This window comes from Glutamicibacter sp. NPDC087661 (assembly GCF_044743275.1).
In the GTDB taxonomy this organism is placed as follows: Bacteria; Actinomycetota; Actinomycetes; order Actinomycetales; family Micrococcaceae; genus Glutamicibacter.
The window spans coordinates 192,182-218,815 of the sequence record NZ_JBIUWE010000007.1 but is presented as its reverse complement, the minus strand read 5'-3'; the positions used below and the strand labels follow the sequence as shown (position 1 = coordinate 218,815).

26 protein-coding genes and 1 tRNA gene are annotated in these 26,634 nt (G+C 63.6%); 16 read left to right on the top strand and 11 right to left on the bottom strand.

What is annotated here, in order from left to right; translation table 11 throughout:
- Positions 1–92: 92 nt before the first annotated feature.
- The 4 genes from ACIOTN_RS17555 to ACIOTN_RS17540 all read right to left on the bottom strand — a co-directional run bounded on the left by ACIOTN_RS17555 (position 93) and on the right by ACIOTN_RS17540 (position 4,426).
- Complete coding sequence (locus ACIOTN_RS17555) at positions 93–1,232, bottom strand: bifunctional 2-methylcitrate synthase/citrate synthase (protein WP_105659034.1); 1,140 nt, start codon at positions 1,230–1,232, stop codon at positions 93–95.
- Between the two features lie 95 nt (positions 1,233–1,327).
- Positions 1,328–2,257, bottom strand: a complete 930-nt coding sequence (gene prpB, locus ACIOTN_RS17550) for a methylisocitrate lyase (protein WP_332487338.1) — start codon at positions 2,255–2,257, stop codon at positions 1,328–1,330.
- Between the two features lies 1 nt (position 2,258).
- Positions 2,259–3,776: an MmgE/PrpD family protein gene (locus ACIOTN_RS17545; RefSeq protein ID WP_105659036.1), complete on the bottom strand. Its 1,518-nt coding sequence runs from the start codon at positions 3,774–3,776 to the stop codon at positions 2,259–2,261.
- Positions 3,773–4,426, bottom strand: coding sequence for a GntR family transcriptional regulator (locus tag ACIOTN_RS17540; protein WP_105659037.1), 654 nt, complete (start codon positions 4,424–4,426; stop codon positions 3,773–3,775). The genes ACIOTN_RS17545 and ACIOTN_RS17540 overlap by 4 nt, the downstream gene beginning before the upstream one ends.
- Before the next feature lie 187 nt (positions 4,427–4,613).
- On the opposite strand from ACIOTN_RS17540, the gene ACIOTN_RS17535 reads away from it, so the two are divergent.
- Positions 4,614–6,530 carry an AMP-binding protein gene (locus ACIOTN_RS17535; RefSeq protein ID WP_402735831.1) on the top strand — a complete coding sequence of 639 codons (1,917 nt, stop codon included), beginning with the start codon at positions 4,614–4,616 and terminating at the stop codon, positions 6,528–6,530.
- A gap of 13 nt (positions 6,531–6,543) precedes the next feature.
- Here ACIOTN_RS17535 and ACIOTN_RS17530 read toward each other — a convergent pair whose 3' ends face one another.
- Both ACIOTN_RS17530 and ACIOTN_RS17525 read right to left on the bottom strand, forming a co-directional pair.
- Positions 6,544–7,293, bottom strand: coding sequence for a response regulator (locus tag ACIOTN_RS17530; protein WP_105659039.1), 750 nt, complete (start codon positions 7,291–7,293; stop codon positions 6,544–6,546).
- A gap of 14 nt (positions 7,294–7,307) precedes the next feature.
- A complete protein-coding gene (locus ACIOTN_RS17525; RefSeq protein ID WP_332498099.1) occupies positions 7,308–9,005 on the bottom strand; it encodes a sensor histidine kinase in 1,698 nt (565 codons plus the stop codon).
- Between the two features lie 176 nt (positions 9,006–9,181).
- Here ACIOTN_RS17525 and ACIOTN_RS17520 point away from each other — a divergent pair, with 176 nt between their 5' ends.
- The 3 genes from ACIOTN_RS17520 (at position 9,182) to ACIOTN_RS17510 (ending at position 11,660) form a co-directional block, all read left to right on the top strand.
- A complete protein-coding gene (locus ACIOTN_RS17520; RefSeq protein WP_105659041.1) occupies positions 9,182–10,480 on the top strand; it encodes a cation:dicarboxylate symporter family transporter in 1,299 nt (432 codons plus the stop codon).
- 115 nt (positions 10,481–10,595) lie between these two features.
- Positions 10,596–11,207 (top strand): GDSL-type esterase/lipase family protein, encoded by a 612-nt coding sequence (locus ACIOTN_RS17515; protein WP_105659042.1) that lies wholly within the window; start codon positions 10,596–10,598, stop codon positions 11,205–11,207.
- Between the two features lie 9 nt (positions 11,208–11,216).
- Positions 11,217–11,660: a cytidine deaminase gene (locus ACIOTN_RS17510; protein ID WP_105659043.1), complete on the top strand. Its 444-nt coding sequence runs from the start codon at positions 11,217–11,219 to the stop codon at positions 11,658–11,660.
- Positions 11,661–11,676: 16 nt separating this feature from the next.
- Here the strand turns inward: ACIOTN_RS17510 and ACIOTN_RS17505 are convergent, their stop codons facing one another.
- The 3 genes from ACIOTN_RS17505 to ACIOTN_RS17495 form a co-directional block, all read right to left on the bottom strand.
- The gene (locus ACIOTN_RS17505) at positions 11,677–12,027 is read right to left on the bottom strand and encodes a VOC family protein (RefSeq protein WP_105659044.1); all 351 of its coding nucleotides are present in this window, start codon (positions 12,025–12,027) and stop codon (positions 11,677–11,679) included.
- A gap of 69 nt (positions 12,028–12,096) precedes the next feature.
- On the bottom strand, positions 12,097–12,267 hold the full coding sequence (locus ACIOTN_RS17500; RefSeq protein WP_133834507.1) for a maleylpyruvate isomerase N-terminal domain-containing protein: 171 nt from the start codon (positions 12,265–12,267) through the stop codon (positions 12,097–12,099).
- Positions 12,268–12,311: 44 nt separating this feature from the next.
- The gene (locus tag ACIOTN_RS17495; RefSeq protein ID WP_105659045.1) at positions 12,312–12,692 is read right to left on the bottom strand and encodes a hypothetical protein; all 381 of its coding nucleotides are present in this window, start codon (positions 12,690–12,692) and stop codon (positions 12,312–12,314) included.
- A 186-nt stretch (positions 12,693–12,878) separates the two neighbouring features.
- On the opposite strand from ACIOTN_RS17495, the gene ACIOTN_RS17490 reads away from it, so the two are divergent.
- The 10 genes from ACIOTN_RS17490 (at position 12,879) to abc-f (ending at position 22,884) form a co-directional block, all read left to right on the top strand.
- Entirely contained in the window at positions 12,879–13,775 is an 897-nt protein-coding gene (locus ACIOTN_RS17490; RefSeq protein WP_013348536.1) for a ParA family protein, read from the top strand.
- Entirely contained in the window at positions 13,775–14,677 is a 903-nt protein-coding gene (locus ACIOTN_RS17485; protein WP_105659046.1) for a ScpA family protein, read from the top strand. The genes ACIOTN_RS17490 and ACIOTN_RS17485 overlap by 1 nt, the downstream gene beginning before the upstream one ends.
- Positions 14,670–15,260 (top strand): SMC-Scp complex subunit ScpB, encoded by a 591-nt coding sequence (scpB, locus tag ACIOTN_RS17480; RefSeq protein WP_105659047.1) that lies wholly within the window; start codon positions 14,670–14,672, stop codon positions 15,258–15,260. Before ACIOTN_RS17485 ends, scpB begins: the two co-directional genes overlap by 8 nt.
- 101 nt (positions 15,261–15,361) lie before the next feature.
- Positions 15,362–16,471, top strand: coding sequence for a pseudouridine synthase (locus tag ACIOTN_RS17475; protein ID WP_105659048.1), 1,110 nt, complete (start codon positions 15,362–15,364; stop codon positions 16,469–16,471).
- Positions 16,472–16,474: 3 nt separating this feature from the next.
- Positions 16,475–17,575, top strand: coding sequence for a prephenate dehydrogenase (locus ACIOTN_RS17470; protein ID WP_105659049.1), 1,101 nt, complete (start codon positions 16,475–16,477; stop codon positions 17,573–17,575).
- Positions 17,557–18,252: a (d)CMP kinase gene (cmk, locus tag ACIOTN_RS17465; RefSeq protein WP_105659050.1), complete on the top strand. Its 696-nt coding sequence runs from the start codon at positions 17,557–17,559 to the stop codon at positions 18,250–18,252. Before ACIOTN_RS17470 ends, cmk begins: the two co-directional genes overlap by 19 nt.
- 65 nt (positions 18,253–18,317) lie before the next feature.
- A complete protein-coding gene (der, locus tag ACIOTN_RS17460) occupies positions 18,318–19,850 on the top strand; it encodes a ribosome biogenesis GTPase Der (protein ID WP_105659051.1) in 1,533 nt (510 codons plus the stop codon).
- A 101-nt stretch (positions 19,851–19,951) separates the two neighbouring features.
- Positions 19,952–20,025, top strand: a tRNA-Pro gene (locus tag ACIOTN_RS17455).
- A 100-nt stretch (positions 20,026–20,125) separates the two neighbouring features.
- On the top strand, positions 20,126–20,968 hold the full coding sequence (locus ACIOTN_RS17450; RefSeq protein WP_105659052.1) for a PhzF family phenazine biosynthesis protein: 843 nt from the start codon (positions 20,126–20,128) through the stop codon (positions 20,966–20,968).
- 209 nt (positions 20,969–21,177) lie between these two features.
- On the top strand, positions 21,178–22,884 hold the full coding sequence (gene abc-f, locus ACIOTN_RS17445; protein ID WP_402735830.1) for a ribosomal protection-like ABC-F family protein: 1,707 nt from the start codon (positions 21,178–21,180) through the stop codon (positions 22,882–22,884).
- Here the strand turns inward: abc-f and ACIOTN_RS17440 are convergent.
- The gene (locus ACIOTN_RS17440; protein ID WP_105659054.1) at positions 22,877–23,398 is read right to left on the bottom strand and encodes a hypothetical protein; all 522 of its coding nucleotides are present in this window, start codon (positions 23,396–23,398) and stop codon (positions 22,877–22,879) included. The two genes, abc-f and ACIOTN_RS17440, sit on opposite strands and share 8 nt — an antisense overlap.
- Here ACIOTN_RS17440 and ACIOTN_RS17435 point away from each other — a divergent pair.
- Both ACIOTN_RS17435 and ACIOTN_RS17430 read left to right on the top strand, forming a co-directional pair.
- Positions 23,366–23,677: a hypothetical protein gene (locus tag ACIOTN_RS17435; protein WP_105659055.1), complete on the top strand. Its 312-nt coding sequence runs from the start codon at positions 23,366–23,368 to the stop codon at positions 23,675–23,677. The two genes, ACIOTN_RS17440 and ACIOTN_RS17435, sit on opposite strands and share 33 nt — an antisense overlap.
- Before the next feature lie 211 nt (positions 23,678–23,888).
- A complete protein-coding gene (locus tag ACIOTN_RS17430) occupies positions 23,889–25,778 on the top strand; it encodes an FAD-binding monooxygenase (RefSeq protein ID WP_105659056.1) in 1,890 nt (629 codons plus the stop codon).
- Positions 25,779–26,014: 236 nt separating this feature from the next.
- On the opposite strand, the gene ACIOTN_RS17425 is transcribed toward ACIOTN_RS17430, so the two are convergent.
- Entirely contained in the window at positions 26,015–26,377 is a 363-nt protein-coding gene (locus ACIOTN_RS17425) for a DUF488 domain-containing protein (RefSeq protein WP_105659057.1), read from the bottom strand.
- Positions 26,378–26,634: the final 257 nt, after the last annotated feature.

Below are 26,634 nucleotides of genomic sequence, written 5' to 3'. Positions count from 1 at the left end.
AAGCCGATGCCGTTCCGCAGCTGGCACGGCAATGGCCACGGGCTGGCACGGCTGTGCCATACCCGCGGCCAATACCGGGAGTCGAAGTGTGTCTACAGCGAGCGCTGCTCCACGCCGTTATAAGCCGAAAGCGGGCGGATCAACGCATTGGCTGCGCGCTGCTCGAAGATGTGGCTGGTCCAGCCGGTGATGCGTGCCGCGATGAAGATCGGGGTGAACATCTCGGTGTCGAAGCCCATCAGATGATAGGTAGGGCCGGCCGGGTAGTCGAGGTTCGGCTTGATGGACTTGGCCTCGTCCATGGCTGCCTCCAGGCCGTCGTACAAGCCCAGCATCTCATGGCGGCCGTAGTGCTCGATCATGCGATCCAGCGCGGCCTTCATGGTTGGCACGCGGGAGTCGCCGTGCTTGTAGACGCGGTGGCCGAAGCCCATGACCTTCTTCTTGGCGGCCAGTGCCTCTTCCATCCACGACTTGGCGCGCTTGGCTGCATCCTCGCGGGATTCTTCCTTGTCGATGCCGATCTCGTTGAAGGTATGCATGACAGCTTCGTTGGCGCCGCCGTGCAGGGGGCCCTTCAGTGCGCCGATCGCCCCGGTGACGGCCGAGTGCAGGTCGGAGAGGGTCGAGGTGATCACGCGGGCGGTGAAGGTCGAAGCGTTGAAGGAGTGCTCGGCATAGAGCACCATCGATACGCGGAACGCGTCGACAACCTCGGGGGCTGCTTCTTCGCCGAAGGCCATCCACAGGAAGTTCGAGGAGTAATCCAGATCTCCGCGCGGAGCTACCGCGTCCTGGCCGCGGCGGCGGCGCTGGTCGTAGGCAACCACTGCGGGGAAGGCCGCGAACAGCTCTTTGGCCTTGAGCAGCTCTGCCTCGGGGGAGGAGTTCTCGGCCTCGGGGTGGTTGGCGCCGATTACCGAGACGGCGGTACGGCCCACATCCATGGGATGGCAGTCAGCTGGAAGCAGGTCGATAGCGGCCTTCACCCGCGGGTCCAGCGCGCGGTTGGCCCGCTCGAAAGCACTGAACTCGGTCAGTTCGCTTTGCGTTGGCAGCTCGCCGGTCCAGAGCAGCAAGGCGACCTCTTCGAAGGACTTGTTCGCGGCCAGGTCCTGGACCGGGTAGCCGCGGTAGAGCAGCGAGTTGGTGTCTGGATTGACCTTGGAGACGGCGGTGTAGTCAACGACGACGCCTGCTAGGCCCTTCTTGATTTCCTCGGTGGCAGTCATTCTTGCTCCTCTTCATTGCCGGAGAATAATAATGCTTTGGGTCGCGCCGGCCGGCGGGTGCCGGCCGGCGCAGGGGGTAGTAGGTGCTTGCGAGCCTAGAGGTTCGCGCTGTTGGAATCAATGTCCAGGGTTGGGACCTGGAAGTTGAAGATTCCGGTGTCGAAGCGGTTGTAGGCCTCGTAGTCCACGAGCTCGTACAAACGTGACCTGGTCAACATGCTATCCACTTCACGGGCCTGGGTGCCATCCTCGCTGATGGCATCCAGTACGCGTTCAGCCGCGCCCATGGCGCTACGCAGCAAGGTGACCGGATAGATGATCAGCGCGACGCCTGCATCGGCCAGTTCCTGGCGGTTGAACAGCTCGGACTTGCCGAACTCGGTCATGTTCGCCAGTACCGGCACGTCGACCGCATTGCATACTGCCTCGAATTCGGCGACGTTCTTCATCGCCTCCGGGAAGATCGCGTCGGCACCAGCATCGACCATCGCCTTGGCGCGGTCGATCGCCGCATCCAGGCCATCGACCGCACGGATATCGGTGCGGGCCATGATCAGGAAGTTCTCATCGATGCGTGCATCAGCGGCAGCGGCGATGCGCTTGAGCATGGTGTCGGTATCCACCACATTCTTGCCATCCAGGTGCCCGCAGCGCTTCGGGTTGAACTGGTCCTCGATGTGGCAGCCGGCCAGGCCGGCGTATTCGAGTTCCTGGATGGTGCGCGCCACGTTCATCGGCTCGCCGAATCCGGTGTCGGCATCCACGATCGCCGGCAGGTCCGACATGCGCGCGATCTGCCCGGCGCGGGTTGCTACCTCGGTCAGCGAAGTCAGGCCGATATCCGGCAGGCCCAGGTCGTTGGCCAGCACGGCACCGGAGATGTAGATTCCGTCGAACTGCTTCTCGCTGATCAGCTTGGCCGAGAGCGGGTTGAAGGCTCCGGGGAACTGGCGGGCAGCGCCCGGGGTGAGCATCTCGCGCAGCGCAAGGCGCTTTTCTGCGGGGGTCCTGGTCGAGTACAGCATGCTAGAACAGGCCCTTCGGTGCGGCCGCGGCGTCGATGACGCCCGCTGCGGCGGCGATGTTCAGCTGGTCCAGTTCGCCGGCGGCCAGGTTTTCCAGGTTTTCCGCGGCCGCGATGAAGCGGTCGATCTCGGCGTCGTCCACCAGGCCGGCGGCCAGAGTGCGGAACTTGTTGATGTACTGCTCGCGGGCGAAGGGACGGGCGCCCAGCGGGTGCGCGTCGGCAACGGCGATTTCGTCGGTGATCACGGTGCCATCGTTCAGGGTGATTTCCACCGAGCCGCCGAAAGCCTTCTCGGCAATATCCAGCGAGTGGTAGCGGCGGGTCCATTCGGCATCTTCTTCGGTGGCCACCTTGTTCCACAGCTCCACGGTGTCGGCGCGGCCGGCACGCTCTGGCGAGTAGGAATCCACGTGGTGCCATGCGCCATCCTGCAGGGCCACGGTGAAGATGTACGGAATCGAGTGATCCAAGGTCTCGCGCGATGCGGTTGGATCGTACTTCTGCGGGTCGTTGGCTCCGGAGCCGATGACGTAGTGCGTGTGGTGGCTGGTCTTGATCAGCACCGACTTGACGTTCTGCGGGTCGGTGGCCTCCGGGTGCTCGCCGTGCAGCTTGCGGGCCAGGTCGATCCAGGCCTGCGCCTGGTACTCGGCCGAGTGCTCCTTGGTGTAGGTGTCCAGGATGGCGCGCTTGGCTTCGCCAGCCTCCGGCAGTGGCACCTCGTAAGCGGCATCCTTGCCGTCAAGCATCCAGGCGATCACGCCGTCTTCGCCTTCGTAGATTGGCACTGGGGAGGTCTGGCCGCGCATCGCGCGGTCGGCAGCCTCGACGGCCATCTTGCCGGCGAAGGCCGGGGCGTGGGCCTTCCAGGTGGAGATTTCACCCTTGCGCGACTGGCGGGTGGCCGTGGTGGTGTGCAGGCCCTGGCCAACGGCCTGGAAGATGGTCTCGACATCCAGCCCCAGCAGGGTGCCGATGCCGGCAGCGGCCGATGGGCCCAGGTGCGCTACGTGGTCGATCTTGTGCTTGTGCAGGCAGATGGCCTTGACCAAGTCCACCTGGATCTCGTAACCCGTGGCGATGCCGCGGATCAGGTCCTTGCCCGAAGCTCCGGTGTGCTGGGCAACCGCCAGGATCGGCGGGATGTTATCGCCCGGGTGGGAGTACTCGGCAGCCAGGAAGGTGTCGTGGTAATCCAATTCGCGCACGGCCACCCCGTTGGCCCACGCGGCCCATTCCGGGGAAACCTTCTCGGAAATGCCGAAGACGCTGGCGCCCGCACCGCCGGTGGATGGCGCGTGCGACAGTGCCTGGGCGCGGGCGGCAACGATCGGGCCGCGGTTCAGCGAAGCGATCGCGACCGAAGCATTGTCGATGATGCGGTTAATGATCATGCCGGCCACTTCTGCGGTGACCTCTACCGGATCGGCAGCAACCGTGGCGATCTTATGTGCCAGCTGGTCTTCGCGAGCCAGGTTTTCCTCTGAGCGGTATACGCGTACGGGGTGGTTGATCATGGTAACTGCCTTTCTGATCCGGCCGCATGGGCCATGATGTGGGTGAAGGATTCGTGCAGGTGAACTGTGGTGGCCGCGGCCGCGACCTCTGGGTTTCCGCTGGCGATTGCCCTGGCGATGGCCGCGTGCTCGGAAGCGGAAGCCTTGAGCCTTTCGGGATTGTCCTTGGCCATGCGCCGCACCCGTTGCAGGTTCACCCGCAATGTGCGCAGGGCGTTGGACAGGTAATTATTGCCAGCTGCTTCGTCGATGGACTCGTCCAGCAGCTGCACCAGCTGGTAGTAGGACTCCCGCGATCCGGGAAGCTCCACTTCCGTGAGAGCTGCTTCGAAGCGGCTGGCCAGCTGCGTGAAGGCCGATCGCTGCGCGGACTTGGCAGCTTCGCGTGCGCTGGCGCATTCCAATGCCACGCGCAATACGAACAGGTCTTCTACATGGTCTTCGCTGACCTCGGAGACGACAGCGCCGCGTCCGCGATGCTGAACCGCCAAGCCGTCGGCGACCAGCCGGCCCAAGGCCTCGCGCACCGGAGTGCGGGAAACGCCCAGGCGTTCTGACTGTTCCACTTCGGCCAGGACGGTCCCTGGAGCCAGCCGCCATTCGACAATGTCGGCGCGGAGGCTCTCGTAAACCTTGTCGCTTGCTCTCATGGCTCCAGTGTATACATGAAACCCGAAAATGTGTGAGTTGCGCCAAATTCTTTTGGTATTTTTTCGAAATCTGTATACAAAGTGGTTGCGGTGATGTGATCGTACTCATACAGTTAACGCCAAGAGGACGACCTCAACCACCACACAGGTGCCGGATGATGATGCCCGGAGCCAGGAGGAGAGAACCATGGTGCAGGAATACCGCCAGGCCTATGACCAAGCCACCAATGACCCCGCCGCATTCTGGCTGCAAGCTGCCCGGGATATCCACTGGGACAAGGCGCCGCGGATTGCGCTGGATGATTCGCGCAAGCCGCTGTATGGCTGGTTCCCGGATGGCATGCTGAACCTTTCGGCCAATGCGCTGGACCGCCACGTCGAAGCCGGACGCGGCGAGAGCACCGCCTTGGTCTACGATTCGGCAATGCTGGGCACCGCCACCACCTACTCGTACTCCGAACTGCTGCGCGAAGTGGAAATCTTCGCCGGCGTGCTGGCTGGACGCGGCGTGAAGGCCGGTGACCGCGTGCTGGTCTACCTGCCGATGATCCCGCAGGCGGCCATCGCGATGCTTGCTTGCGCACGCCTGGGTGCAATCCACTCGGTGGTCTTCGGCGGCTTCGCGCCCAAGGAACTGGCGGCCCGCATCACCGACTGCGCCCCGGTCGCGATCATTACCGCCTCCGGCGGCATCGAGCCAAGCCGCCGCATCGAATACCTGCCGGCAGTGGCCGAAGCGCTGGGCCTGGCCGAGCCTGCGGTCAGGGACGTGATCGTTGCCCACCGCGATGGCTTCGAGCACGGCCTGGACGAATACCAGGCAAAGCCGGTCAACGGCCAGCAGATCAATTGGCTGGACTGGGAAGAGCAGGCGAAGACCGCCTCGCCGGCCGGGCCGGTCTCCGTGCCATCCACCCACCCGCTCTACGTGCTCTACACCTCGGGAACCACCGGTGCCCCCAAGGGCGTGGTGCGCGACACCGGCGGCTACGCCACGGCCCTGCAGTACTCCATGAACGCGGTCTACGACGTGCATCCGGGAGACACCATGTTTACCGCCTCCGACGTGGGCTGGGTGGTCGGACACTCCTACATCGTCTATGCGCCGCTGATCGCCGGGGCCACCACGGTGCTCTACGAGGGCAAGCCCATCGGCACTCCGGATGCCGGCGCGTTCGGCCGGATCATCGAGGACCACAAGGTCACCACGATGTTCACCGCGCCGACTGCGCTGCGCGCGGTGCGCAAGGCCGACCCGGAAGGCGCGATGATCGCCAGCCACGATCTGTCATCGCTGCGTGCGCTGTTCGTCGCCGGCGAGCGGCTGGATCCGGATACCTACCACTTCGCCTCGAAGCTGCTGGGCATCCCCGTGGTGGATAACTGGTGGCAGACCGAAACCGGCTGGCCGATCGCGTCCAACCCGCTGGGCCTGGAAGAGCTGTCTGCCAAGGCCGGTTCGCCCACCACCCCGGTACCGGGGTTCGACGTGCAGACCCGCGATGCGCTGGGCGAGCAGCTCGGCGCGAACCAGGAAGGCAACATCGTAGTCCGGCTGCCCTTGCCGCCCGGCGCCTTGACCACCCTGTGGGGCAACGACCAGCGCTTCATCGACACCTACCTTTCGCAGATCCAGGGGTGCTACCTCACCGGCGATTCCGGCTTCCTGGACGACGACGGCTACCTGTTCGTCATGGGGCGAACCGATGACGTGATCAACGTGTCCGGGCACCGCCTGTCCACCGGTGCCATGGAGCAGGTGCTGGCCAGCCATCCCGCCGTGGCCGAATGCGCGGTGATCGGCCTGGCCGACGCGCTCAAGGGCCAGCGGGCCAGCGGCTATGTGGTGCTCAAGTCCGGCGTGCAGATCCAGGAGGAAACGCTGAAGAAGGAAATCGTCGCGCTGGTGCGCCAGCACATCGGTGCGGTGGCCGACTTCCGCGAAGTCACCGTCGTGGCGGCGCTGCCCAAAACCCGTTCGGGCAAGATCCTGCGCAAGACCATGCGGCAGATTGCCGATGGCAAGGAATACTCGGTCCCGTCGACCATCGAGGACACCGCGGTGCTCGACGAGCTGGTGCCGCTGCTGCGTCCCGAAGCCTAGGGGAAACCAGAGCCTAGCTGCGCGAGGCTGCCCGGTATTCGTATTCCGGGCGGCCTCGTGTGCCATGCCGGGGCTGCTTGACCACGGCCTTGACCTCGGCAAGATGCTCCAGATAGCGCCGGGCGGTGACCCGGGAGATGCCCAGCTCTTCTCCGAGCTCGGTCGCTGACAGGCAGGTATCGGGCTTGCTGCGCAGATGGTCGGTGATCTGCGCCAGCGTTTCCGGAATCAGCCCCTTGGGCAGGGACGCGGAAGCGCTGGTGGTGCGCAGGGCCGAGAACGCATTATCCAGCGCGGCCTGGCTGGTATCCGGGCCGGTGGAGCTGATCTCGGAAATGAACCGCCGGTGGTTCTCCAATTTCTCGCTGAACGCCGCGAAGGTGAAGGGCTTGATCAGGTACTGGGTGATTCCGGTGGCTACCGCCGAACGCACCACAGCCAGGTCCCGCACCGCGGTAATGGCGATGATGTCGGTGGTCAGCCCGCGGCCGCGCATGCGCTTGGCGACGTCGATGCCGTGCAGGTCGGGCAGGGTCATATCCAGCAGGACCAGGTCAAAGGGGTCGTGGGCATCGCGGGCCGCGGCCAAGAGCCCGAGCGCCTGCTGGCCGTTGGCGGCAATGGCGCCGGTGGCGAATCCCGGAACGCGGTTGACGTACTTGGCGTGGGAGGCGGCAGTTTGCGGCTCGTCGTCGACCACGAGCACCTTGAAGCTGTGCGAGGCGGTGCCCGGCGGGGGCGTGGCTGCAGGGGATTCGTGCACGGTACCCTCCTGGGCTAGTCGCTGATTCTCAAGGGCAAGGTGACGGTGAAGATTGCGCCGGCATCGTTATCAACACCCATTGTGCCACCTAGCCGCAGCACCGCCTGCTGCACCAGTGCCAGCCCCAGGCCGCGCGGCTGGCCGCCGGCCTTGGTGCTGGCCCCGAAGCGCAGCAGCTGATCGAGGAACTCGGGTTCGATGCCCGGGCCGGAATCGGCCACCGCGATGATCAGCTCGTCATCGGCCGCGGCCACTTCCACCCACACCGTCGCGTCCTGGGTGCCCGCCGAAGCATCCAGCGCGTTATCCAGCAGGTTGCCGACGATGGTGACGATGTCGGTGGCGGCAAAGGCATTGCCCGGAATCATGCCCTGCGCGTTGATATCGAGCTTCACGCCGCGCTCATGGGCTTGGGCGGCCTTGGCCACCAGCAGGCTGGAAAGATAGACGTCGTCGATGGAATGCACGATCGCATCGGTGAGCTTCTGCGAATGCTGGCGGTCATCGACCGCGAAGGCCAGCGCCTTGTCGCTCTGGCCATTTTCGATCAGCGTGGCAATGGTGTGCAGGCGGTTGGCATGCTCATGGGTTTGCGCTCGCAGGGCGGTGGAGAAGGTCTTCAGCGATTGCACTTCGCCGGCCAGTTCCTGCACTTCGGTCAAATCGCGCAGCGTCATGACCTGGCCGGTCACCGGCTGGGAACCGAACCAGCGGGCCGGCAGCCCGCCGCGGCGGGGCAATCGCGCGTTGGTCAGGCGGGCCGGGCCCTGGGAAATGGACAGCACGGTGTGGGTGCCCAAATGGATTTCGTCCTTGCAGCTGCGTCCGGTCGCCATCAGGGTGCGCAGGGTTTCGGGGATCTGCACCTGGTCGAGGTCCAATCCGCCGGAAGGCACTTCCTCGGGGAAGCCGAGCAATCTGGAAGCTTCCTGGTTGTAGAGCACGATGCGGTGCCGCCGGTCCAGCAGGACCAGGCCCTCGCGAACCGAGTGCAGGGCCGAGAAGTAGAAGGCGTAGAGCCGGCGCAGCCCGTGCGGGCCGAAGCCGAGCGTGGCCTGGTTGACGTAGCGGGAGAAGGACCATGAGCTGAAACCCGCCAGCAGCAGGGCCAGCGCCGAAACGGTCATGATCTGCGGAAGTTCGCTGCGGTAGATCGACTCCAGGCTCTCCAGCGTGATGCCCGAAGAGACCATCCCCACCAGCTCGCCGTCGTGGTAGACCGGGGCGATGGTGCGCACCGAAAGGCCCAAGGTGCCCGCGGCCACCTCGTTGTGGGTCTGGCCGGCCAGCGCTTGGTTGATGCTGCCCGAATATCCCTTGCCCAGCTGCTCGGGGTCGGGGTGGGTGACGCGCAGGGCATCGGGGGTCATGATCGTAATGAAATCCACGCCTTGCCCGCGGTCCAGGATCTTGTCGGTGTAGGGCTGCAGCTGCTCGGTGGGGTGATCGCCGGCCAGGGCCTGGGACACGAAAGGATCGTTGGCCAGGGTGATGGAAATCGTGGCCACCGTGGCCTGCTTGTCATCCTGGATCACCTGCGCCTGGTGCTGGTAGGTGGCGACCGCCAGGCCCACGACGACGAAGATGACCACCAGCATCTGGGCGGCGAAGATGACTACCGCCAGGGACCAGCCGTCGCGGCTGAGCGGTGCGGGGGAGGCGGCCTCGCGGGTGGGGCGGGCCAGCGACAGGTCGGTGAAATGATCGGTCACTGCGCTCATCTCCTTGTGCTGCCTGGTCCTTGTACTGTTCACCGCGTGACCAATATGAACGCAATGGAGATGCGGATCACTTCGAACCGCACCATGGATACAGAACGATTCTACGTAATGCCGGCTGTGCAAGGGTGCACGGTTCGGTTCCATGCGCTCACAAGGGTAGGACTACCATGGCTGTCACAGACCAGATGCCGCCGGCAGGCAATTCGCCGCAGGCCGGAACGAAGAAGAAAGACAAGACCCACTGGCTGTACATCATGGTGATTGCCGCCGTGGTGCTCGGCGCAGCGGTCGGCCTGCTGGCCCCGGAGGTGGGCAAGGCCCTCAAGCCCCTGGGCACCGGATTCGTCGCACTGATCAAGATGCTGATCGGTCCAGTCATCTTCTGCACCATCGTCCTGGGCGTTGGTTCCATTGCCAAGGCGGCAACCGTCGGCAAGGTCGGCGGTCTGGCGCTGCTGTACTTCATCACCATGTCCACCTTTGCGCTGGCCATCGGCCTGGTCGTCGGCAACATCATCCACCCGGGTTCGGGGCTGAAGCTCGAGCCGTACGAGTCGGGATCCGGCGGCGGGGAGAACTCCACCGTGGCCTTCCTGCTGGAAATGATTCCGGGCGACATCCCCGTGCTGCCGACCCTGGTGCTGGCCCTGCTGGTCGGCTTCGCGCTGCAGTCCATGGGCAAGTCCGGCGAGCCTGTGCTCAACGCAGTCAAGCACATCCAGGCGGTGGTCTTCCGCCTGATGATGATGATCATGTGGGCTGCCCCGATCGGTGCCTTCGGTGCCATTGCCGCCGTGGTCGGCGCTACCGGCTGGGCCGCCATCGGCTCGATGGCGATCCTCATGGGTGCCTTCTACGTCACCTGCGCGCTCTTCATCGTCGTCGTCCTCGGTTCCCTGTTGCGCCTGGTCACCGGCCTGAACATCTTCCTGCTGCTGAAGTACCTGGCTCGCGAATACCTGCTGATCTTCTCCACCTCATCCTCCGAGTCGGCACTGCCGCGCCTGATCGCCAAGATGGAGCACGCAGGGGTGTCCAAGCCCGTCGTGGGCATCACCGTGCCTACCGGCTACTCCTTCAACCTCGATGGCACCGCCATCTACCTGACCATGGCGGCACTCTTCGTCTCAACGGCCATGGGCATGCCCATGAGCCTGAGCGAGCAGATCGGCCTGCTGGTCTTCATGATCATCGCTTCCAAGGGCGCAGCCGGCGTGACCGGCGCCGGCCTGGCCACCCTGGCAGCCGGCCTGCAGTCGCACCGCCCGGAACTGCTGGACGGCATGGGCGTGATCGTGGGCATCGACAAGTTCATGTCCGAGGCCCGCGCGCTGACCAACTTCACCGGCAACGCCGTGGCAACCTTGCTGATCGGCAAGTGGACCAGGGAGATCGACATGGACCAGGCCAAGGCTGTACTGGCGGGCAGCCTTCCATTCGACGAGAGCAGCGTCGAAGGCCACTAGGACCTTGCTGGAAATCCGTTATCCGACACGTTCGGGTAACGGATTTTCTGCGTCTGGGCGCCTTTGGCAAGATAGGGCCCAGCCGGGCGCAGCAGCCAGCAGGCGGAAAGGCATCATGGGTTCAGCGGTACGAGTGTGCTTTGTCGGCGATTCCTTCGTCGCAGGAGTCGGCGATGAAACCCATCGCGGATGGGCAGGGCGGCTGGTCGCCCGGGGAATCGAACGGGGCCATGGGCTCACCGGCTACAACCTCGGTGTTCGCGGCGATACCAGCGCCATGATCCGGCAGCGATTCGAAGCTGAATGCGCCGCACGCTTTCCGCCAGGGGATTACGCGCCAGGCGTGGTGCTCTGCTTCGGAGTCAACGACGTGATCCGCTGGGACGCGAAGCCGCGGGTGGCCGCCGGAGAACGGATCCAGAACCTCGAGGCCATCCTGGATGCGGCAAAGGAACGCAATTGGCCGGTTCTCATGATCGGTCCGCCGCCGATCGCCGATGATGCATTGAACGCGGAACTGCGCGAGCTGGATGCGCAAATGCGGGCACGGTGCGCATCGAGGAATGTGCCTTATCTAAGCGTGTTCGGGGATCTCGCGGAACATGAGCTGTGGCGCCGCCAAGTGGCCGCCGATGATGGAGCGCACCCGCGCGCAGCAGGCTACGACCTGCTGGCGGGGATGGCCAGCCAGGCTTGGGACCCGTGGCTTGCGGAACTGGGCAGCTAGGCTGGAGCAATGAACGGGACACCGCACCGGCAGCAGTATCGTGCACTGGCAGACGCCGAAGAAGAACTGGTCGAACTCGCCCGGCGGACCATTGAGGCAGCAACCGACGCGCCCGATGGCGGCGACGGAGTGCACACCATGGGTGCCGCGGTGCTGGCTGCCGACGGCGCCATGCACGCGGGCGTGCATTTCTACCACTTCACCGGAGGCCCGTGTGCAGAGCTGGTGGCCTTCGGTGCGGCCCGTGCGGCCGGGGCAAGGGATCCGCAGGTGGTGGTGGCAGTGGGCAACCAGGGGCGCGGCATCAAAAACCCGTGCGGGCGCTGCCGCCAGGTGATGGCTGATAGCTATCCGTGGCTGCGGGTCATCGTCGATACCCCGCACGGGGCGCGCAGCATCGGCATTCGCGAGCTGCTGCCGTTGTCTTTCGACTGGTTGGCCGAGCAAGCCTGAGAGCCTGATGCCCGGCTCAGCGCGAGAGGCCGGGCAAGGGCGAAGCGAGCACCACCCGGTTGCCGTCGGGATCCTGCAGCTGCACGATCCGTGCTCCGCCGCCGGGCTGCGGGCCGTGATGCCCGATGCCCGCATCCAGCAGGCGCGCGGCCTGCGCGTCGAGGTCGGCCACTTCCAGGACCAGCGTGCTGTATCCGGCACGGTCGGGCTCCGCGAAGACCTGGACTCCGAATCCCGGGGCCAGATGCCATTCGAGCAGCCCGTCCATGGGCCGCTGGTCCGGCGCCCGGTTGAAGAGCCGCGCGTACCAGTGCTCGGCTCGGGCCAAATTCGATACCGTGCAATTGCTGAGCATTCCCGTGAACATCTGCCTCGCCCCTTATGCCGCCGGATGCCGGCGCGTGTGGAACCATTCGACCACCGGAATGCGCCAGGATCAAGAACTTATCCGAATAGCCAGCGGATGATCGGGCTGGGCACCAGGGCGCTGCCCAGCCGGGGACTCCACGGCAGGATCACCCTCCAGTGCCTGGCCGGTGGCTTGGGCCAGATCGCAGGGGTGGTCGAGCAGGTCGCGTACCGTCCAAGCGGTGCATGGCGCGGGAATCCTGGCTCATGATGATTCCGGTTTTCGGCCCAGAAGCACACAGGTCAGTGGCCGGCCGCGGTGAGCAGGCGCTGCAGGCGCGGGCCGAACTGGACCTCATGATCCAGAGCCATCAGCTCGTCGATCGACGCGTGCAGCTGTTGCGCAGCGAGAATCGACTGGATGTACTCCCAATAAGCATGCAGCTCCTCGGCCCGTGTCCACCCCGGTGCCGGTTCATCCGGGCCCACCACAACCAACGCGGTTTCGCGGATTCCGGCCGGCGTCACCTGCGCCCATTCTTCGCTGCTGGACCATCCGCGGTCGTCGAGCACCACGATGAATAGCCCGTCGTCCAGTTGGGCCTGGAGGAGCACACGGACCCTTGCCTGCTTGCTGCCTGGCTCGGCTTCCGCCCAGCTGGCGAGCTTTTCAATGGTGCGCATCGCGCCCTTCCCGTAAATGCCAGATTGCGTTCAGCTCGCATACAACATTAGAGCTAAGGTTCAAGGTAAAGGCTCGCCGTGGAAGAACCCAAAAAACCAAGATCTTTTGCTTCGACCGATAACCTTGAAAAGAGCTTACAGCTCGAAGAATCAGGTTTATCGAACGGGAAGTGTGGTTTACCCATCGTGAGCGAGGAACAGGGAAACAAGCACCGCGGAGCGGGGATGCTCAAGGAGCCTCGCCCAGTGGGTCCTACTGGCAAGCCATTGACAGATTTCCCCGTGCCAGCACCGTTGCCATCGCACGGCCCGGCACGCGTGATCGCCATGGTGAACCAGAAGGGCGGCGTTGGCAAGACCACCTCCACCATCAATCTCGCCGCCGCGCTCGCCGAGTACGGCCGCAAGGTGCTGCTGGTGGACTTCGACCCGCAGGGCGCGCTGTCTGCCGGCTTCGGAACCAACCCGCATGAAATGGACATCACCGTCTACAACGTGCTGATGGACCGCAAGGTGAAGATCACCGACGCCATCGTGAAGACCGACGTCGAGAACATCGATCTGCTGCCAGCCAACATCGATTTGTCCGCAGCCGAGGTGCAGCTGGTCAACGAGGTCGCCCGCGAGCAGGTGCTGGAACGTGCGCTGCGCAATGTCATCGACGACTACGATGTGGTGCTCATCGACTGCCAGCCATCGCTGGGCCTGCTGACCATCAACGCGCTCACCGCCGCCCATGGCGTGATCATCCCGCTGACCGCAGAGTTCTTTGCGCTGCGTGCGGTGGCATTGCTGATGGAAACCATCGACAAGGTCAAGGACCGGCTGAACCAGGTGCTGGAGTTGGACGGCGTGGTGGCCACCATGTACGACGCCCGCACCCTGCACAGCCGCGAGGTCATCACCCGGCTGGATGAGGCCTTCGGCGACAAGCTCTTCGAGACCGTCATCAAGCGCACCATCAAGTTCGCCGACGCGAACGTGGCCGCCGAACCGATTACTTCCTACGCCGCCAACCACCCGGGCGCTGAGGCCTACCGCAACCTCGCCCGCGAACTGATTTGGCGTGGTGGTGCCCCGTAATGAGCGCCACGCTCAGCGAAGAAGCCGCCACCGATTCCACCACGCCAGCAGGAGCTGAGCAGGAATCGGCTGGCGGTTTTCGCCTTGCCCTGCAGAATTTCAACGGGCCCTTCGATGTGCTGCTGCACCTGATTACCAAACGCGAGCTGGATATTACCGAGGTCGCGTTGGCAGAGGTCACCGACGAATTCATCGCCTACCTGCGCGAGCTGCAAGCCACCAGTGCCGCCGAGGGGAGCGACGGGATGAAGGTGCTCGATGAAACCACCGAATTCCTCGTGGTCGCCTCCACGCTGCTGGATTTGAAGGCGGCCCGCTTGCTGCCGCGCGGCGAAATGGCCGATGAGGAGGACTTCGAGCTGCTCGAAGCCCGCGACCTGCTTTTCGCGCGGCTGCTGCAGTACAAGGCCTTCAAGCAGGCCGCCGAGTTCTTGGGCGAACGCTACGGAATCGAGGGAGCGCGCCATCCCCGCGAAGTCTCGCTGGAACCGCAGTTCGCTGCCCTGCTGCCGGAACTGGTGTTCAGCATCGGGCCCGACGCCTTGGCCGCGATGGCGGCCAAGGCGCTGGCGCCGAAGCCGGAACCGGAAACAGAGGTCGGCATCGGGCACCTGCACGGGGCGAACGTCACCATTGCCGAGGAAGCCGATGCGATCACCGCCCTGCTCGAAGCCCGCGGCACGCTGGCATTCACCGAACTGGTGGCAGACGCGGATGCGCAGCTGGTGGTGGTCGTGCGTTTTCTGGCATTGTTGGAGATGTTCAGGCAGAGAGCCATTAGCTTTGCGCAGGAAGATCCGCTCGGCCCGCTGCTGATCTCGCTGGTCCAGGAGTCCAGTTTCGATGCGCAGGCCGTGCAAGACGACTACGAGGGGAGTGGTGGTGAGGTGGATCATGAGTGAGATTGCACCCATTGACCAGCTGCCAGGAGGCCTGGAATCGGGCCTTGAAGCGGTGCTGATGGTCGCCGATATCCCCGTATCTTCGGCGCGTTTGGCCGAAATCTTCGAAGTCCCCACCGCCAGGGTTGCCGCCGCTTTGGAGACCCTTGCTACCGAGTATGATAGTAAGGATCGCCCGCGCGGATTTGAACTGCGTCGCGTCGCCTCCGGGTGGCGCTTCTATTCGCGGGCCGATTACGCCGATTTCGTCTCCAGTTATGTGCTCGACGGGCAGACAGCACGCCTGTCACAGGCCGCCCTAGAAACCCTGGCTGTCATCGCTTACCGACAGCCGGTCTCGCGTGGACGTATTTCGGCGATTCGAGGCGTCAACGTCGATTCAGTGGTGCGCACGCTGCTCACCCGCGGATTGATCACGGAGTATCCGGAAGTTGGGGATGGCGGAGCGACGCTGTACCAAACCACCGAATACTTCCTGGAACGACTGGGACTGGGCTCGCTTGATGAGTTGCCTGCGCTGTCCCCGTATCTTCCCGGGGTGGCCGACCTCGAATCGCTCGATTCGGCAACCTACGACGACTAGGTAGCTGCCAGCCGGCAGCTACAACGGACCAACCACGCGTGAAGCCCCAAGACTGGCGGGCTCGCGCAGCGAACACGTAACAGCAAGGGACACAGGCAAGCATGAGCAGGGGACCATCCTCAGGCCGCAACGATCGCGGCAACAATTCAAACTTCGGCGGCAAGCCAGCAGGCGGCCGCGGCACTACCGGCGGCAAGGCCTACGGCAAGCCAGGCGGTGCAGGCCGCACCGGTGGCAAGTCCTTCGGCGAGAAGCCATTCGGCGAGAAGCCGTATGGCAAGTCCGCCTCGGGCAAGCCAGGGGAAAAGTCGAATTCGGCCAAGCGCAACACCGCAGCACCGCGCAAGAACTCCGAGCGTGCTTTCGGCAAGGAACGCTTCGGCAACTCCGTGCCGACCAACTATGCGCGCCCGACCCAGCGCGCCCGCGCCCAGGCTCGTGCCGAAAGCCAGGCAGCTCGCGAGATCAACGGCGAGCAGCAGGACGGCATCCGCCTGCAGAAGGCCATGGCCAACGCCGGGGTGGCCTCGCGCCGCGTCTGCGAGGAGATGATCCTCGAAGGCCGCGTCGAGGTCAACGGCAACCTGGTCGTCGAGCTGGGTTCGCGCGTGGATCCAGCCAAGGACCGCATCCACGTCGATGGCATGCGCATCCAGATGAACCAGGCAAACCGCTACTTCGTCTTCAACAAGCCGAAGCACGTGATGTGCACCATGGATGACCCGGAGGGCCGCCGCACCATCGCCGACTACTTCAAGAACGAGCACCACTCGCTGCGCTTGTTCCACGTTGGCCGACTGGACTACAAGACCGAAGGCGTCTTGATCCTGACCAACGACGGCGAGCTGGCCAACCGCCTGCAGCACCCGAAGTACGAAGTCCCCAAGACCTACCTGGTGCAGATCCCCGGCCCGCTGCCGCGTGCGGTAAGCAACCAGCTGCGCGAGGGAATCAAGCTCGAAGATGGCTGGATCAAGGTCGATGACCTGAAGATCATCGCCACCACACCGAAGCACGTGATGGTCGAGGTGACCCTGCACTCGGGCCGCAACCGCATCGTGCGCCGCATGTTCGACGCCGTAGGCCACCCGGTCCAGCGCCTGGTGCGCGTTGCCGTGGGTCCGGTGCTGCTGGGCGACCAGAAGCAGGGCACCATCCGCTCCCTGGGCAACCAGGAAGTCGGGCACCTCATGGCCATGGTGGGGATGTAGCCCATGGCGTCTTCTCACCTTGCAGGCCCGGTGCTGGTCATCGGCACCGGCTTGCTGGGCACCTCGGTGGGATTGGGCCTGCGCGCCAAGGGCGTGCACGTCTACCTGTCGGATATTTCGCCGACCGCTGCCGGAGTAGCCCAGGACATTGGCGCCGGGGTGCTGCTGGAGCACCAGCAGATCGCCCCGGAACTGGTCGTGATCGGTGCTCCACCGGATGTCACCTCCGCCCTGGTGGGCGACGCGCTGCTGGCCTATCCGAACGCGGCCGTGGTGGACATCGCCAGTGTCAAGGGCTCGATCCTGGCCGGCGTGCTGGCGGACGAGCGGCTGGGCGAGGCTGAGACTTCCCGCTATGTGGGGACGCACCCGATGGCGGGCCGGGAGAAGTCCGGACCGGCCGCGGCCCGTGGCGAATTGTTCACCTCCATGCCGTGGGTCATCTGCGCCCATGAAGGCGCGCAGGCTTCGCGGGTTAAAGCCGCCGAATCCCTGGCCATCGACCTGGGTGCGACCATGTACCGGATGAGCGTGGCCGAGCACGATGAGTCCGTCGCGCTGATCAGCCACTTCCCGCAAGCGGCCAGCTCGATGATCGCCTCGCGCCTGCTGAACGCCGAAAGCCACCAGCTGGCCTTGGCGGGCAACGGGCTGCGCGACACCACGCGCATCGCGGCCAGCGACGAGAAGCTCTGGATCCAGATCTTCTCGCACAATGCCGCCGCACTGGTGCCGATCCTGACCGGGATGAAGGAAGATCTTGACCGGCTGATCAGCACGCTGCAGAACCCGCAGGGCCCCGGCGCGCTGCTGGACCTCTCGCAGCTGATGACCGAAGGCAACGCCGGCAAGGCCCGGATTCCGGGCAAGCACGGCGCACCGCCGCAGGCGTTCGCGTTGGTCACCGTCGTGATCGATGACCGGCCGGGGCAGATCGCCCAGTTGCTGGCCGAAATCGGCGACGCGCAGATCAACATCGAGGATTTGCGCATGGAGCACTCCGCGGGCCATCAGGTCGGCATGGTGGATGTTTCGGTCGTGCCCGGCCGGCGCGATGAATTGATAGATGTATTGACCAAGAACGGATGGAAGGTAGCCCAGTGAGCACCTTGAACAACGACAAGCTGGTTATTGCCATCGACGGCCCTAGCGGCTCCGGCAAGTCCTCGGTCTCCAAGGCCGTCGCCCGCAAGCTGGGCGCAGCCTACCTGGACACCGGCGCCATGTACCGTGCGATCACCTACTCGGTGCTCGCCGATGGCACCGATCTGTCCAACGCCGAGGCCATTGCCCAGGCCGTGCGCGATGCCAAGCTGTCCATCTCGGTCGATCCTGATGCTGAACTGGTTGAAATCGGCGGTGTGGACGTGACCGCGGCAATCCGCGAACCACGCATCTCCGAGCAGGTTTCCACCGTTGCCACCAACCTGGACGCGCGTGCCGAACTGGTCCGCCGCCAGCAGGAAATCATTGCGGCCAACACCCGCATCGTGGCCGAAGGCCGCGACATCACCACCGTGGTCGCCCCGGATGCCGATGCGCGCATCCTGCTGACCGCATCGGAAGAAGCCCGCCTGCGCCGCCGCGGCCTGCAGCTGGGCGGATCGCAGAACGAGTCGCAGCTGGCTACCCAGGTGCTGGCGCGCGATGCGAAGGACTCCACCGTGGTGAACTTCACCCAGGCTGCCGACGGAGTCATGACCGTAGACTCCTCGGACCTGGATTTCGAGCAGACCATCGACGCAGTGCTTGACGCAGTCGGCACTGCAACGAAAAACTAGCCTAAAGCTGGTGCCCATCCTCGGCGAGAGCCGATGAAGATTACGATCGCTGTGAAGGGAAAATCATGAGCGAGAACAACTCCACCCACGACGAGGAATACATCCCCGTTGGAGACGACGATATCGCCGAGCGCCTGGCCGAACTGAGCGAGGAAGAGGCCGCGGTTCGCGCCCAGGCCCTGCTCAGCGGACTGGAAGACTACGAACTGGACGAAGAGGACTCCGCCCTGCTTGCAGGCCTGGATAGCTTCGATGACGACGATGAAGACGTTGTCATTCCGCCGGTCTTGGCTGTTATCGGACGACCTAACGTCGGCAAGTCCACCTTGGTCAACCGCATCCTGGGCCGCCGCGAAGCGGTAGTCGAGGATACCCCGGGCGTCACCCGCGACCGCGTGTCCTATTCCGCCGAGTGGGTGGGACGCCCATTCACCATCGTCGATACCGGTGGCTGGGAGCACGATGCCAAGGGCATCCACGCCTCGGTTGCCGACCAGGCCGAAATTGCCGCCGACGTCGCTGACGCCATCCTCTTCGTGGTCGACTCCCACGTGGGCGCGACCGCAACCGACGAGGCTGTGGTGAAGATGCTGCGCAAGAAGGGCAAGCCGGTCTTCCTAGTGGCCAACAAGGTCGACGACTTCAACCAGGAAGCCGAAGCCGCCGCGCTGTGGGGACTGGGATTCGGCCAGCCATGGCCAGTCTCGGCCCTGCACGGCCGCGGCACCGCCGACCTGCTGGACGCTGTCATGGAGAAAATGCCGGCCCATTCGGCTTTCGGCGGCATGATCCCATCGGGCGGTCCGCGCCGCATTGCGCTGATCGGCCGTCCGAATGTGGGCAAGTCCTCGCTGCTGAACAAGGTGGCCGGCTCCGAGCGCGTAGTTGTCGACGATCTGGCCGGCACCACCCGCGATCCCGTGGACGAACTTGTCGAGCTGGGCGGCGAAGTCTGGCGCTTCGTGGATACCGCCGGTATCCGCCGCCGCCAGCACATGGCCGTCGGCTCGGACTACTACGCGTCGTTGCGTACCCAGACGGCGCTGGAGAAGGCCGAAGTCGCCGTCATCCTGCTGGCTGCCAATGAAACCATCTCCGAGCAGGACGTGCGCATCATCCAGCTGGCCATCGAAGCCGGCCGCGCGATGGTCATCGTCTACAACAAGTGGGATGAGGTGGATGAGGATCGCCGCTACTACCTGGACCAGGAGATCGAGCGCGACCTTGCCCATATCGAGTGGGCACCGCGCGTGAACATCTCGGCGAAGACCGGCTGGCACAAGGACAAGCTCGTTCCCGCACTGAATACCGCGCTGGAATCCTGGGACAAGCGCATTCCAACGGGCAAGCTGAACGCCTTCCTGGGCGAACTTGTCGCAGCCCACCCGCACCCGGTGCGCGGCGGCAAGCAGCCACGCATCCTGTTCGGCACCCAGGCTTCGGCCCGTCCGCCGCGCTTCGTGCTGTTCACCACCGGCTTCCTGGATCCAGGCTACCGCCGCTTCATCACCCGGCGGCTGCGCGAAACCTTCGGTTTCGAAGGAAGCCCCATCGAGGTTTCGATGCGAATCCGCGAGCGCCGCGGACGCAATCGCTAAATTTCGAATTTAGCCCTTCACTTGGTGTAGGCTAATAAAGGAGCTTTTCGCAGACGGCACCCTTGGTTCTCACGACTTGGGGATAACGGCTGCGAGGGCATCGGGCTATGGCGCAGCTTGGTAGCGCGCCTCACTGGGGGTGAGGAGGTCGCAAGTTCAAATCTTGTTAGCCCGACGATCCAATCGGAAAACCCCGTCGAGAGTTTCTCTCGGCGGGGTTTTGCCGTGCCTCCCCAGAATTCCACACCCACGGCGAAGATCCGGAAGATGGTCCAATGCAACGCAGATTCCAGCAGGTCGATGTCTTCGGCGCCACCCCGTACAAGGGCAACCCGCTAGGCGTGGTGCTCGACGGGCAGGGCCTGGATACCGAGTCGATGCAGGACTACTCGCTCTGGTCCAATCTCTCCGAGGTCACCTACGTACTGCCGGCCAGCGATGAGCGGGCCGACTACCGTTTCCGCATCTTTGCGCGCGAACGCGAATTCCCATTTGCCGGCCACCCTGCCTTGGGCACAGCGCGTGCCTGGCTGCATGCCGGGGGAGTGCCGCAGGATCCGAAGCAGCTGGTCGTCGAGTGCGAAGCTGGTTTGGTACCGATCAGGATCGAAGGTGAAACGCTTTCCTTTGCTTCGCCCCCGGCTGTTCGAACCGGTGCAATTGCGCCGCACGAACTGACGGAAATGATCCAGATCCTGGGCATTGAGCCCGAGCAGATTGTGGATTCGCAGTGGACGGATAACGGGCCGGGGTGGGCCGCGGTGCTGCTGGAAAACTCGCAGCAGGTTTTGGACATCGCACCGCGGATCCCCAATAGGCCGGGACGCTGGAAAATCGGGGTCTTCGGCGCACTGCCGCAGTCGTCGGCACCGGAAAAATTCGAAGTCCGAGCTCTGGCCATTGAAAACGGGGGCTTGCGCGAGGATCCGGTCACCGGAAGCCTGAATGGAGCGGCCACGCAATGGCTGATGGCCGCCGGGCACGCCACCGCGCCACTGGTCAACCGGCAGGGTGCGAAAGTCGGACGCGATGGGCATGTGCATCTGGACTTGGCCGACGGCCAGCTTTGGGTTGGCGGGGCCGCGAACGTCCTGATTGAGGGCATCATCGAGCTGTAGTGCGCAAAACCTTGCCTGTTGTGATGGCTTGGGCTTAGCCTTGAATGGTGGGAACGTTAATTCATGGAGTCCATTTCCTCTAGGCGGTAACCAGTGTCGAGCTTCGCTCCGCTGACGCCATCTTCATTGCACCTTTGTGGTGCCCGCCAACCACCAGCACCGCACCGGCCCTGATTACTCGGCGAACCGGTGCTAGGCAGGAAATTCCCATGACCCAGTCCCAAAATATCCACCAGTCTTCCCAGCATGAGCGCGAAACCGAACCGGACTACGTATGCTCATTGCAAGGCATCGCAGTCAGTTTCGGCGAACGGGATGTGCTGACCGGCATCGACCTTGCAATTTCCGGTACCGACCGCATCGCAGTACTTGGCGATAACGGTTCGGGAAAATCCACGCTGATGCGCGTGATTGCAGGGAATCTCGAACCCGACCACGGGCAGCGGAAGATGAACGCGCCCGGTGCCGTTGCCTACGCTGCGCAGAACCCGAGCTTCGCTGCGAACATGAGCGTGCAACAGGTGATCGATTCCTATCATCGGCGCTTCCGTGAACTGGAAGGCTTGATGCGCGTCGTCTCGGCCAAGCTCGAAGATGCTCCAGAACCTGTCGCCGAACGTTTGATGAAGCAGCTGCAGCAGGTTACCGACCTGTATGAGGCGGCCGACGGCTATTCGCTGGCTCCGCGCCTGGATAGCGCCTTGGCGCAGCTGGGCCTAGGAGATCTGGATCGCCAGCGCCTTGTGTCCCAACTTTCCGGTGGGCAGCGATCCCGGCTGTCGCTGGCCTGTGTCCTGTGTTCGGGTGCGCAATTGCTCCTGCTCGATGAACCAACGAACGACCTGGACGAGGCGGCCATGAACTGGCTGGAGCGCACCCTGGATAAGCATCGCGGTGCGCTGGTGCTGATCAGCCATGACCGGATGTTCCTCAAGCGTTTTGCCCGATCCATCGTGGAGGTTGCCGACGGGTCGGTCGCGCATTACGGCAATGGCTATGACGGTTATCTGCATGCCAAGGAGCAGGAGCGCATCGCGATCCGCGTCGCCTACGAAAATTGGGTGCAGGAGCTTGAGCGTTCACAGAACTTGGTTGATAAGTATGCTTCACGCGTCAGCGCCATTCCGCGCAAGCAGGAGAAATCCAGTTTCGGACATGGAAATTTCCGGGCCCGCGATTCCAGCCATGGGTCGACCTCCAAGATCCGCCAGGCAAAATCCCGAATCGAAGACCTCGAAACCCACCGGGCACCCGAGCCGGCTGCTGAGCTGTCCTTCTTGATGCCCGGCAGCACCCAGGACCAGGCTGGTGGCGAAACCTTGCTGCAGGTGATGAACGCCCGGCGCGGCTCGGATCCGAAACTGTCCACGCCACGCTTCGACATCAAGCTCGGCGAGCGCTGGCTAGTCACCGGCCCCAATGGTGCTGGCAAATCCACATTGCTCAAAATGCTCGCCGGAGAACTGGAATGCGCCGAGGGGAAGATCGAGCGCGCTGCCAACTTGCACTGCGGTTGGCTCCGCCAGGAAGTCGGAATTTTTCCTGGCAGCACCCTGGTTGAAGCCTTCGCCGCGGCCACCGGCCAGTATGTCCAGGACGCCGGTGCGTCCCTGGCCCAGCTGGGCCTGTTTTCGCCGCAGGATTTCCTGCGGCACCCCATGGCGCTTTCGGTAGGCCAGCGCCGCCGCCTGGAACTGGCTATTGCGGTCAGCACCAAAGCGCAGATGCTGTTCCTGGACGAGCCGACGAACCATCTCTCACCGGCCTTGGTGGAGCAGCTGGAGTCAGCGCTGGCGGAATATCCGGGCGCCGTGGTCACGGTCAGCCACGACCGGCGCTGGCAGCAGAAAATGCGCGAGCATTCGGTGGTGCATCGGCTCGGGGTGGAAGCAGGACGCGTCGAGCTGATCAGGTAGCGCTGGAGTTCTGGCTTCTCAAGTTCAGTCCGCCATCAAACAGGTGCTGCGGGTCAGTTCTCTCGGACAGGGCACGCAGCCGGGTTCCGGTCTGCCCAGGCCAGGCGAGCTCGGCAGCCGAACGGCGAACGTCCGAAGAGTAGGCGCCGTACGCGCCGGTGCCCAGAACCTGCAGGGCAGCGAACGACTGGTCCTGCTCGGCGATGCCCAACGGGTGGATCCAGGTAGCTGCCAGCACTTCTTGATGCCGCGACCCCCAGGCGGTGGCGTGGGCCGGAACCCGGGCTACGGCACCGCCCAAGGCCCGCAATTCGCCGACCAGGCTGGCCCGATGGGCCAATGACTGCGCCATGGCATCGCCCAACTGCTCATCCGCCTGATCGACCAGGACATCACGCATTTTGATGCGCTGCTGACCGGCATGCGGCGAATTCGGGGCTGGCACGATCAGCGGATAAGGTACTAGCTCGGTGCGCGAATCGTGAAGTTGGGCCAGGCCCAGGGCCTCGCGCAAGACCGGTGCTGCCTGGTCCTGGCCATCATTCGCGAGGGAGCGGATCGGGAACCACCGGCGATCCTGCCATTTGCCGCGGATTGCGCTGCCACGGCCAGCATCATCCGCCCCTATCTGTCGGCCACCAAATGGAAGCCGTGGCTGGTCGGAGATATCTCGTCCTCGCGCGACTTGGAGATTGGCGGGAAGTTCAACGCGGTGCACGGAGCCTATGGGCGTTCGCAACTTAATGAAGAGCAGATGCTGGAGTATGCCGGACCCGAGTGGGAGCATCGGTAGCAGCTGGCATCAGTGATGGGCCCCGGCGCGAGGTTATTGCGCCGGGGCTTCTGCCCATCTGCGGCTTAGGGTGGCCGGCGCAGCGTGCGTGAACTTGTGCCTGAGCTCACAGATTGTATATGATTAGTGTGCGATAAAAGATCATGCAGTTCTAATATCGAACATCATATTTATTGACTGAGGTCATCACAGGGAATTGGGGGATGAAACGGTGCAGTTTCACCACAACGGATACATTTCAGCCGATCCATGGGTGCAGCCAGCGGCTGGCGTGGGCATAAACCGTCCCATGGAGATGCCCGATGTCATGGATGTGCTGATCGTCGGTGCCGGTCCCGCAGGCATCATCACCGCCGCCCAGCTTTCCCAGTTCCCTGATGTGCACACCCGCATCATCGACCGACGGCCCGGCCGCCTGGAAATCGGCCAGGCCGACGGGATCCAGTCACGCACGGTGGAGACGTTCCAGGCTTTCGGTTTTGCCGAGCGCATCACCGCCGAGGCCTACATCATCAAGGAAACCACCTTCTGGAACCCTGATCCGCAGAACCCGGATCAGATCATCCGCACCGACCGCACCGCCGATGATCCAACCGGCGTCAGCGAATTCCCGCACCTCGTGGTCAACCAGGCGCGCGTTATCGACTATTTCGCTGATTTCGCGGCGAACTCCCCAGCTCGCACCGTCCCGGACTACGGGTGGGACTTCAAGGAACTGGTCGTTGAAGATGGCGAAGAGTACCCGGTGAAGGTCACCCTGATCGGCTGCGGCGAGAGCAATGACGGCATTGAGCGTGTAGTGCGTGCCAAGTACGTGGTCGGTTCCGATGGGGCCAGAAGCAATGTCCGCCGCTCGATCGGCGCGAAGCTCTCCGGTGACAAGGCCAATCACGCTTGGGGCGTCATGGACACCCTGGGCCTGACCAACTTCCCGGATGTGCGCACCAAGTGCGCCATCCATTCCAAGGCTGGTTCGATCCTGCTGATTCCGCGCGAAGGCGGGCAGCTCTTCCGCCTCTACGTCGACCTGGGTGAAGTTCCGGAAGGGGATAACGGCAAGGTCCGCGAGACTCCGCTGGAAGAAATCATCGAGCGGGCCAAGGCGATTTTGAATCCCTATACCCTCGAGGTCAAGGACGTCGCGTGGCACAGCGTCTACGAAGTAGGCCACCGGCTGGCTGACCGCTTCGATGATGTGCCGGTTGAAGAGATCGGTACCCGTGAGCCGCGCGTGTTCATTACCGGCGACGCCTGCCACACCCACTCGGCCAAGGCCGGCCAAGGCATGAACGTCTCCATGCAGGACGGGTTCAACCTGGCCTGGAAGATCGGCTATGTGCTCTCGGGCCAAGCTCCGGAAAGCCTGCTGCGCACCTACTCGGACGAGCGCAAGGTGATCGCCAAGGACCTGATCGACTTCGACAAGAAGTGGTCCTCCATCATGGCTGCTACTGCGAAGGAGCTTGAAGGCCAAGAAGGCGTTGCCGAGTTCTATGTACGCACGGCCGAATTCCCTGCCGGCTTCATGACCGAGTACGCGGCATCTGCGCTGGTCGCCGGCAAGGAGCACCAGGAGCTGGCCGCCGGATTCCCCGTGGGCAAGCGCTTCCGCTCTTCGGAAGTCATGCGCTTGGCCGATGCCAACCCAACGCACCTGGGCCACCACCATCGTGCCGACGGCCGCTACCGCATCTACGTCTTTGCTGATCAGCAGCCGGTGGGAGAGTCCCAGAAAATTGCCGCCTTGTCGAGTTGGCTGCTGGAGAATGAGCGCTCGCCACTGGTTCGCTTCACGCCGAAGGGTGCCGACGCCGACGCGCTGTTCGATGTCAAGGTGGTCTACCAGCAGGACTACACCACGATGAACGTGAATGACGCGCCTAAGGTGTTCCGTCCGGACACCGGCGTGTTCGGCCTGATGGATTACGAGAAGGTCTACACCGCATTGGACGGCTCGGACATCTTCGAGGAGCGCCAGATCTCCCGCGATGGCGCGATCGTGATCGTCCGTCCGGATATGTATGTTGCCAGCATCCTGCCATTGGATGCGGCCAACGAGCTGGCCCGTTTCTTCGAGCCGATCCTGCTGGAGCAGAACTAGTAGCGCCCTCGCTCCACACATCACCGATGGCGCCGCGAGTATCTCGCGGTGCCATCGGTTTCCCTGCGCAGGGCGTCGCGTGGAAGTGCGGAATATTCTTTGTCGCAACGTGGTTGAACCACCAAGGGACAGGACTTCGATGAAAGGTGCCACGGTGAGCCAGGAATTCAGCTTTGACCTTCAGCAGGTGGTCGATTCGGATATGGTGTGTGCCGACGGCGTGTGCTTCGTGCCGCCTACGGACCAGAGAGCTGATCGAGCAGATAGTCACGCAACACCACAGCATGATTAGCCTGCTCATTTTTTGCTCCGTAGACCAAAGTGACCACGGGATGCTGGTCCAGTACTTCCAGAAAGCCATCGACAGCGGGGTTCTGATATAGCTCGGCGCGATAGTGCTGCGCAAATTCGCCAAAGCGGTCGGCATCGTGATCCCAGCCTTTGCGAAGCCCGGTGCTCGGTGCCAAGGCCTTGGCCCAGTGATCCAGCTGAAGGGCAGCCTTGCTCTTCCCGCGCGGCCAGAGCCTGTCAACCAGGATCCTGTAGCCGTCCTCGACGCTGGGCGCGGTATACGCGCGTTTGAGAAGTATCTTCGTCATGATTCACCTGAAAGTTCCTGAATTCTCATTGCATCGCCTCCATCTGTGGGAAAGGATCGAAGTGCAGGGGCTGCCAAGGCATCATCGTCTCTCTTGGCATCTTGCCACACTGGCAATCCCTTGCAGCGGAAAATATGTACTTTTCTGTTATCAGTTGGGCAGTGAGTAGGCTAATCTGTAAATAGTTTGGTATTACTGACTGTGCCAACACAGAACTCAAGGTCGTCACGCACGAACTGTTAACAGAATTTTCTGGA

Coding starts and splice junctions, on each gene's coding strand:
- ACIOTN_RS17450 (WP_105659052.1), top strand. CDS start 20,126: ATGCAACGCAGATTCCAGCAGGTCGATGTCTTCGGCGCCACCCCGTAC.
- ACIOTN_RS17535 (WP_402735831.1), top strand. CDS start 4,614: ATGGTGCAGGAATACCGCCAGGCCTATGACCAAGCCACCAATGACCCC.
- ACIOTN_RS17510 (WP_105659043.1), top strand. CDS start 11,217: ATGAACGGGACACCGCACCGGCAGCAGTATCGTGCACTGGCAGACGCC.
- ACIOTN_RS17505 (WP_105659044.1), bottom strand. CDS start 12,027: ATGTTCACGGGAATGCTCAGCAATTGCACGGTATCGAATTTGGCCCGA.
- ACIOTN_RS17515 (WP_105659042.1), top strand. CDS start 10,596: ATGGGTTCAGCGGTACGAGTGTGCTTTGTCGGCGATTCCTTCGTCGCA.
- prpB (WP_332487338.1), bottom strand. CDS start 2,257: ATGCTGTACTCGACCAGGACCCCCGCAGAAAAGCGCCTTGCGCTGCGC.
- ACIOTN_RS17425 (WP_105659057.1), bottom strand. CDS start 26,377: ATGACGAAGATACTTCTCAAACGCGCGTATACCGCGCCCAGCGTCGAG.
- ACIOTN_RS17470 (WP_105659049.1), top strand. CDS start 16,475: ATGGCGTCTTCTCACCTTGCAGGCCCGGTGCTGGTCATCGGCACCGGC.
- scpB (WP_105659047.1), top strand. CDS start 14,670: ATGAGTGAGATTGCACCCATTGACCAGCTGCCAGGAGGCCTGGAATCG.
- der (WP_105659051.1), top strand. CDS start 18,318: ATGAGCGAGAACAACTCCACCCACGACGAGGAATACATCCCCGTTGGA.
- ACIOTN_RS17475 (WP_105659048.1), top strand. CDS start 15,362: ATGAGCAGGGGACCATCCTCAGGCCGCAACGATCGCGGCAACAATTCA.
- ACIOTN_RS17540 (WP_105659037.1), bottom strand. CDS start 4,426: ATGAGAGCAAGCGACAAGGTTTACGAGAGCCTCCGCGCCGACATTGTC.
- abc-f (WP_402735830.1), top strand. CDS start 21,178: ATGACCCAGTCCCAAAATATCCACCAGTCTTCCCAGCATGAGCGCGAA.
- ACIOTN_RS17495 (WP_105659045.1), bottom strand. CDS start 12,692: ATGCGCACCATTGAAAAGCTCGCCAGCTGGGCGGAAGCCGAGCCAGGC.
- ACIOTN_RS17485 (WP_105659046.1), top strand. CDS start 13,775: ATGAGCGCCACGCTCAGCGAAGAAGCCGCCACCGATTCCACCACGCCA.
- ACIOTN_RS17520 (WP_105659041.1), top strand. CDS start 9,182: ATGGCTGTCACAGACCAGATGCCGCCGGCAGGCAATTCGCCGCAGGCC.
- cmk (WP_105659050.1), top strand. CDS start 17,557: ATGGAAGGTAGCCCAGTGAGCACCTTGAACAACGACAAGCTGGTTATT.
- ACIOTN_RS17545 (WP_105659036.1), bottom strand. CDS start 3,776: ATGATCAACCACCCCGTACGCGTATACCGCTCAGAGGAAAACCTGGCT.
- ACIOTN_RS17555 (WP_105659034.1), bottom strand. CDS start 1,232: ATGACTGCCACCGAGGAAATCAAGAAGGGCCTAGCAGGCGTCGTCGTT.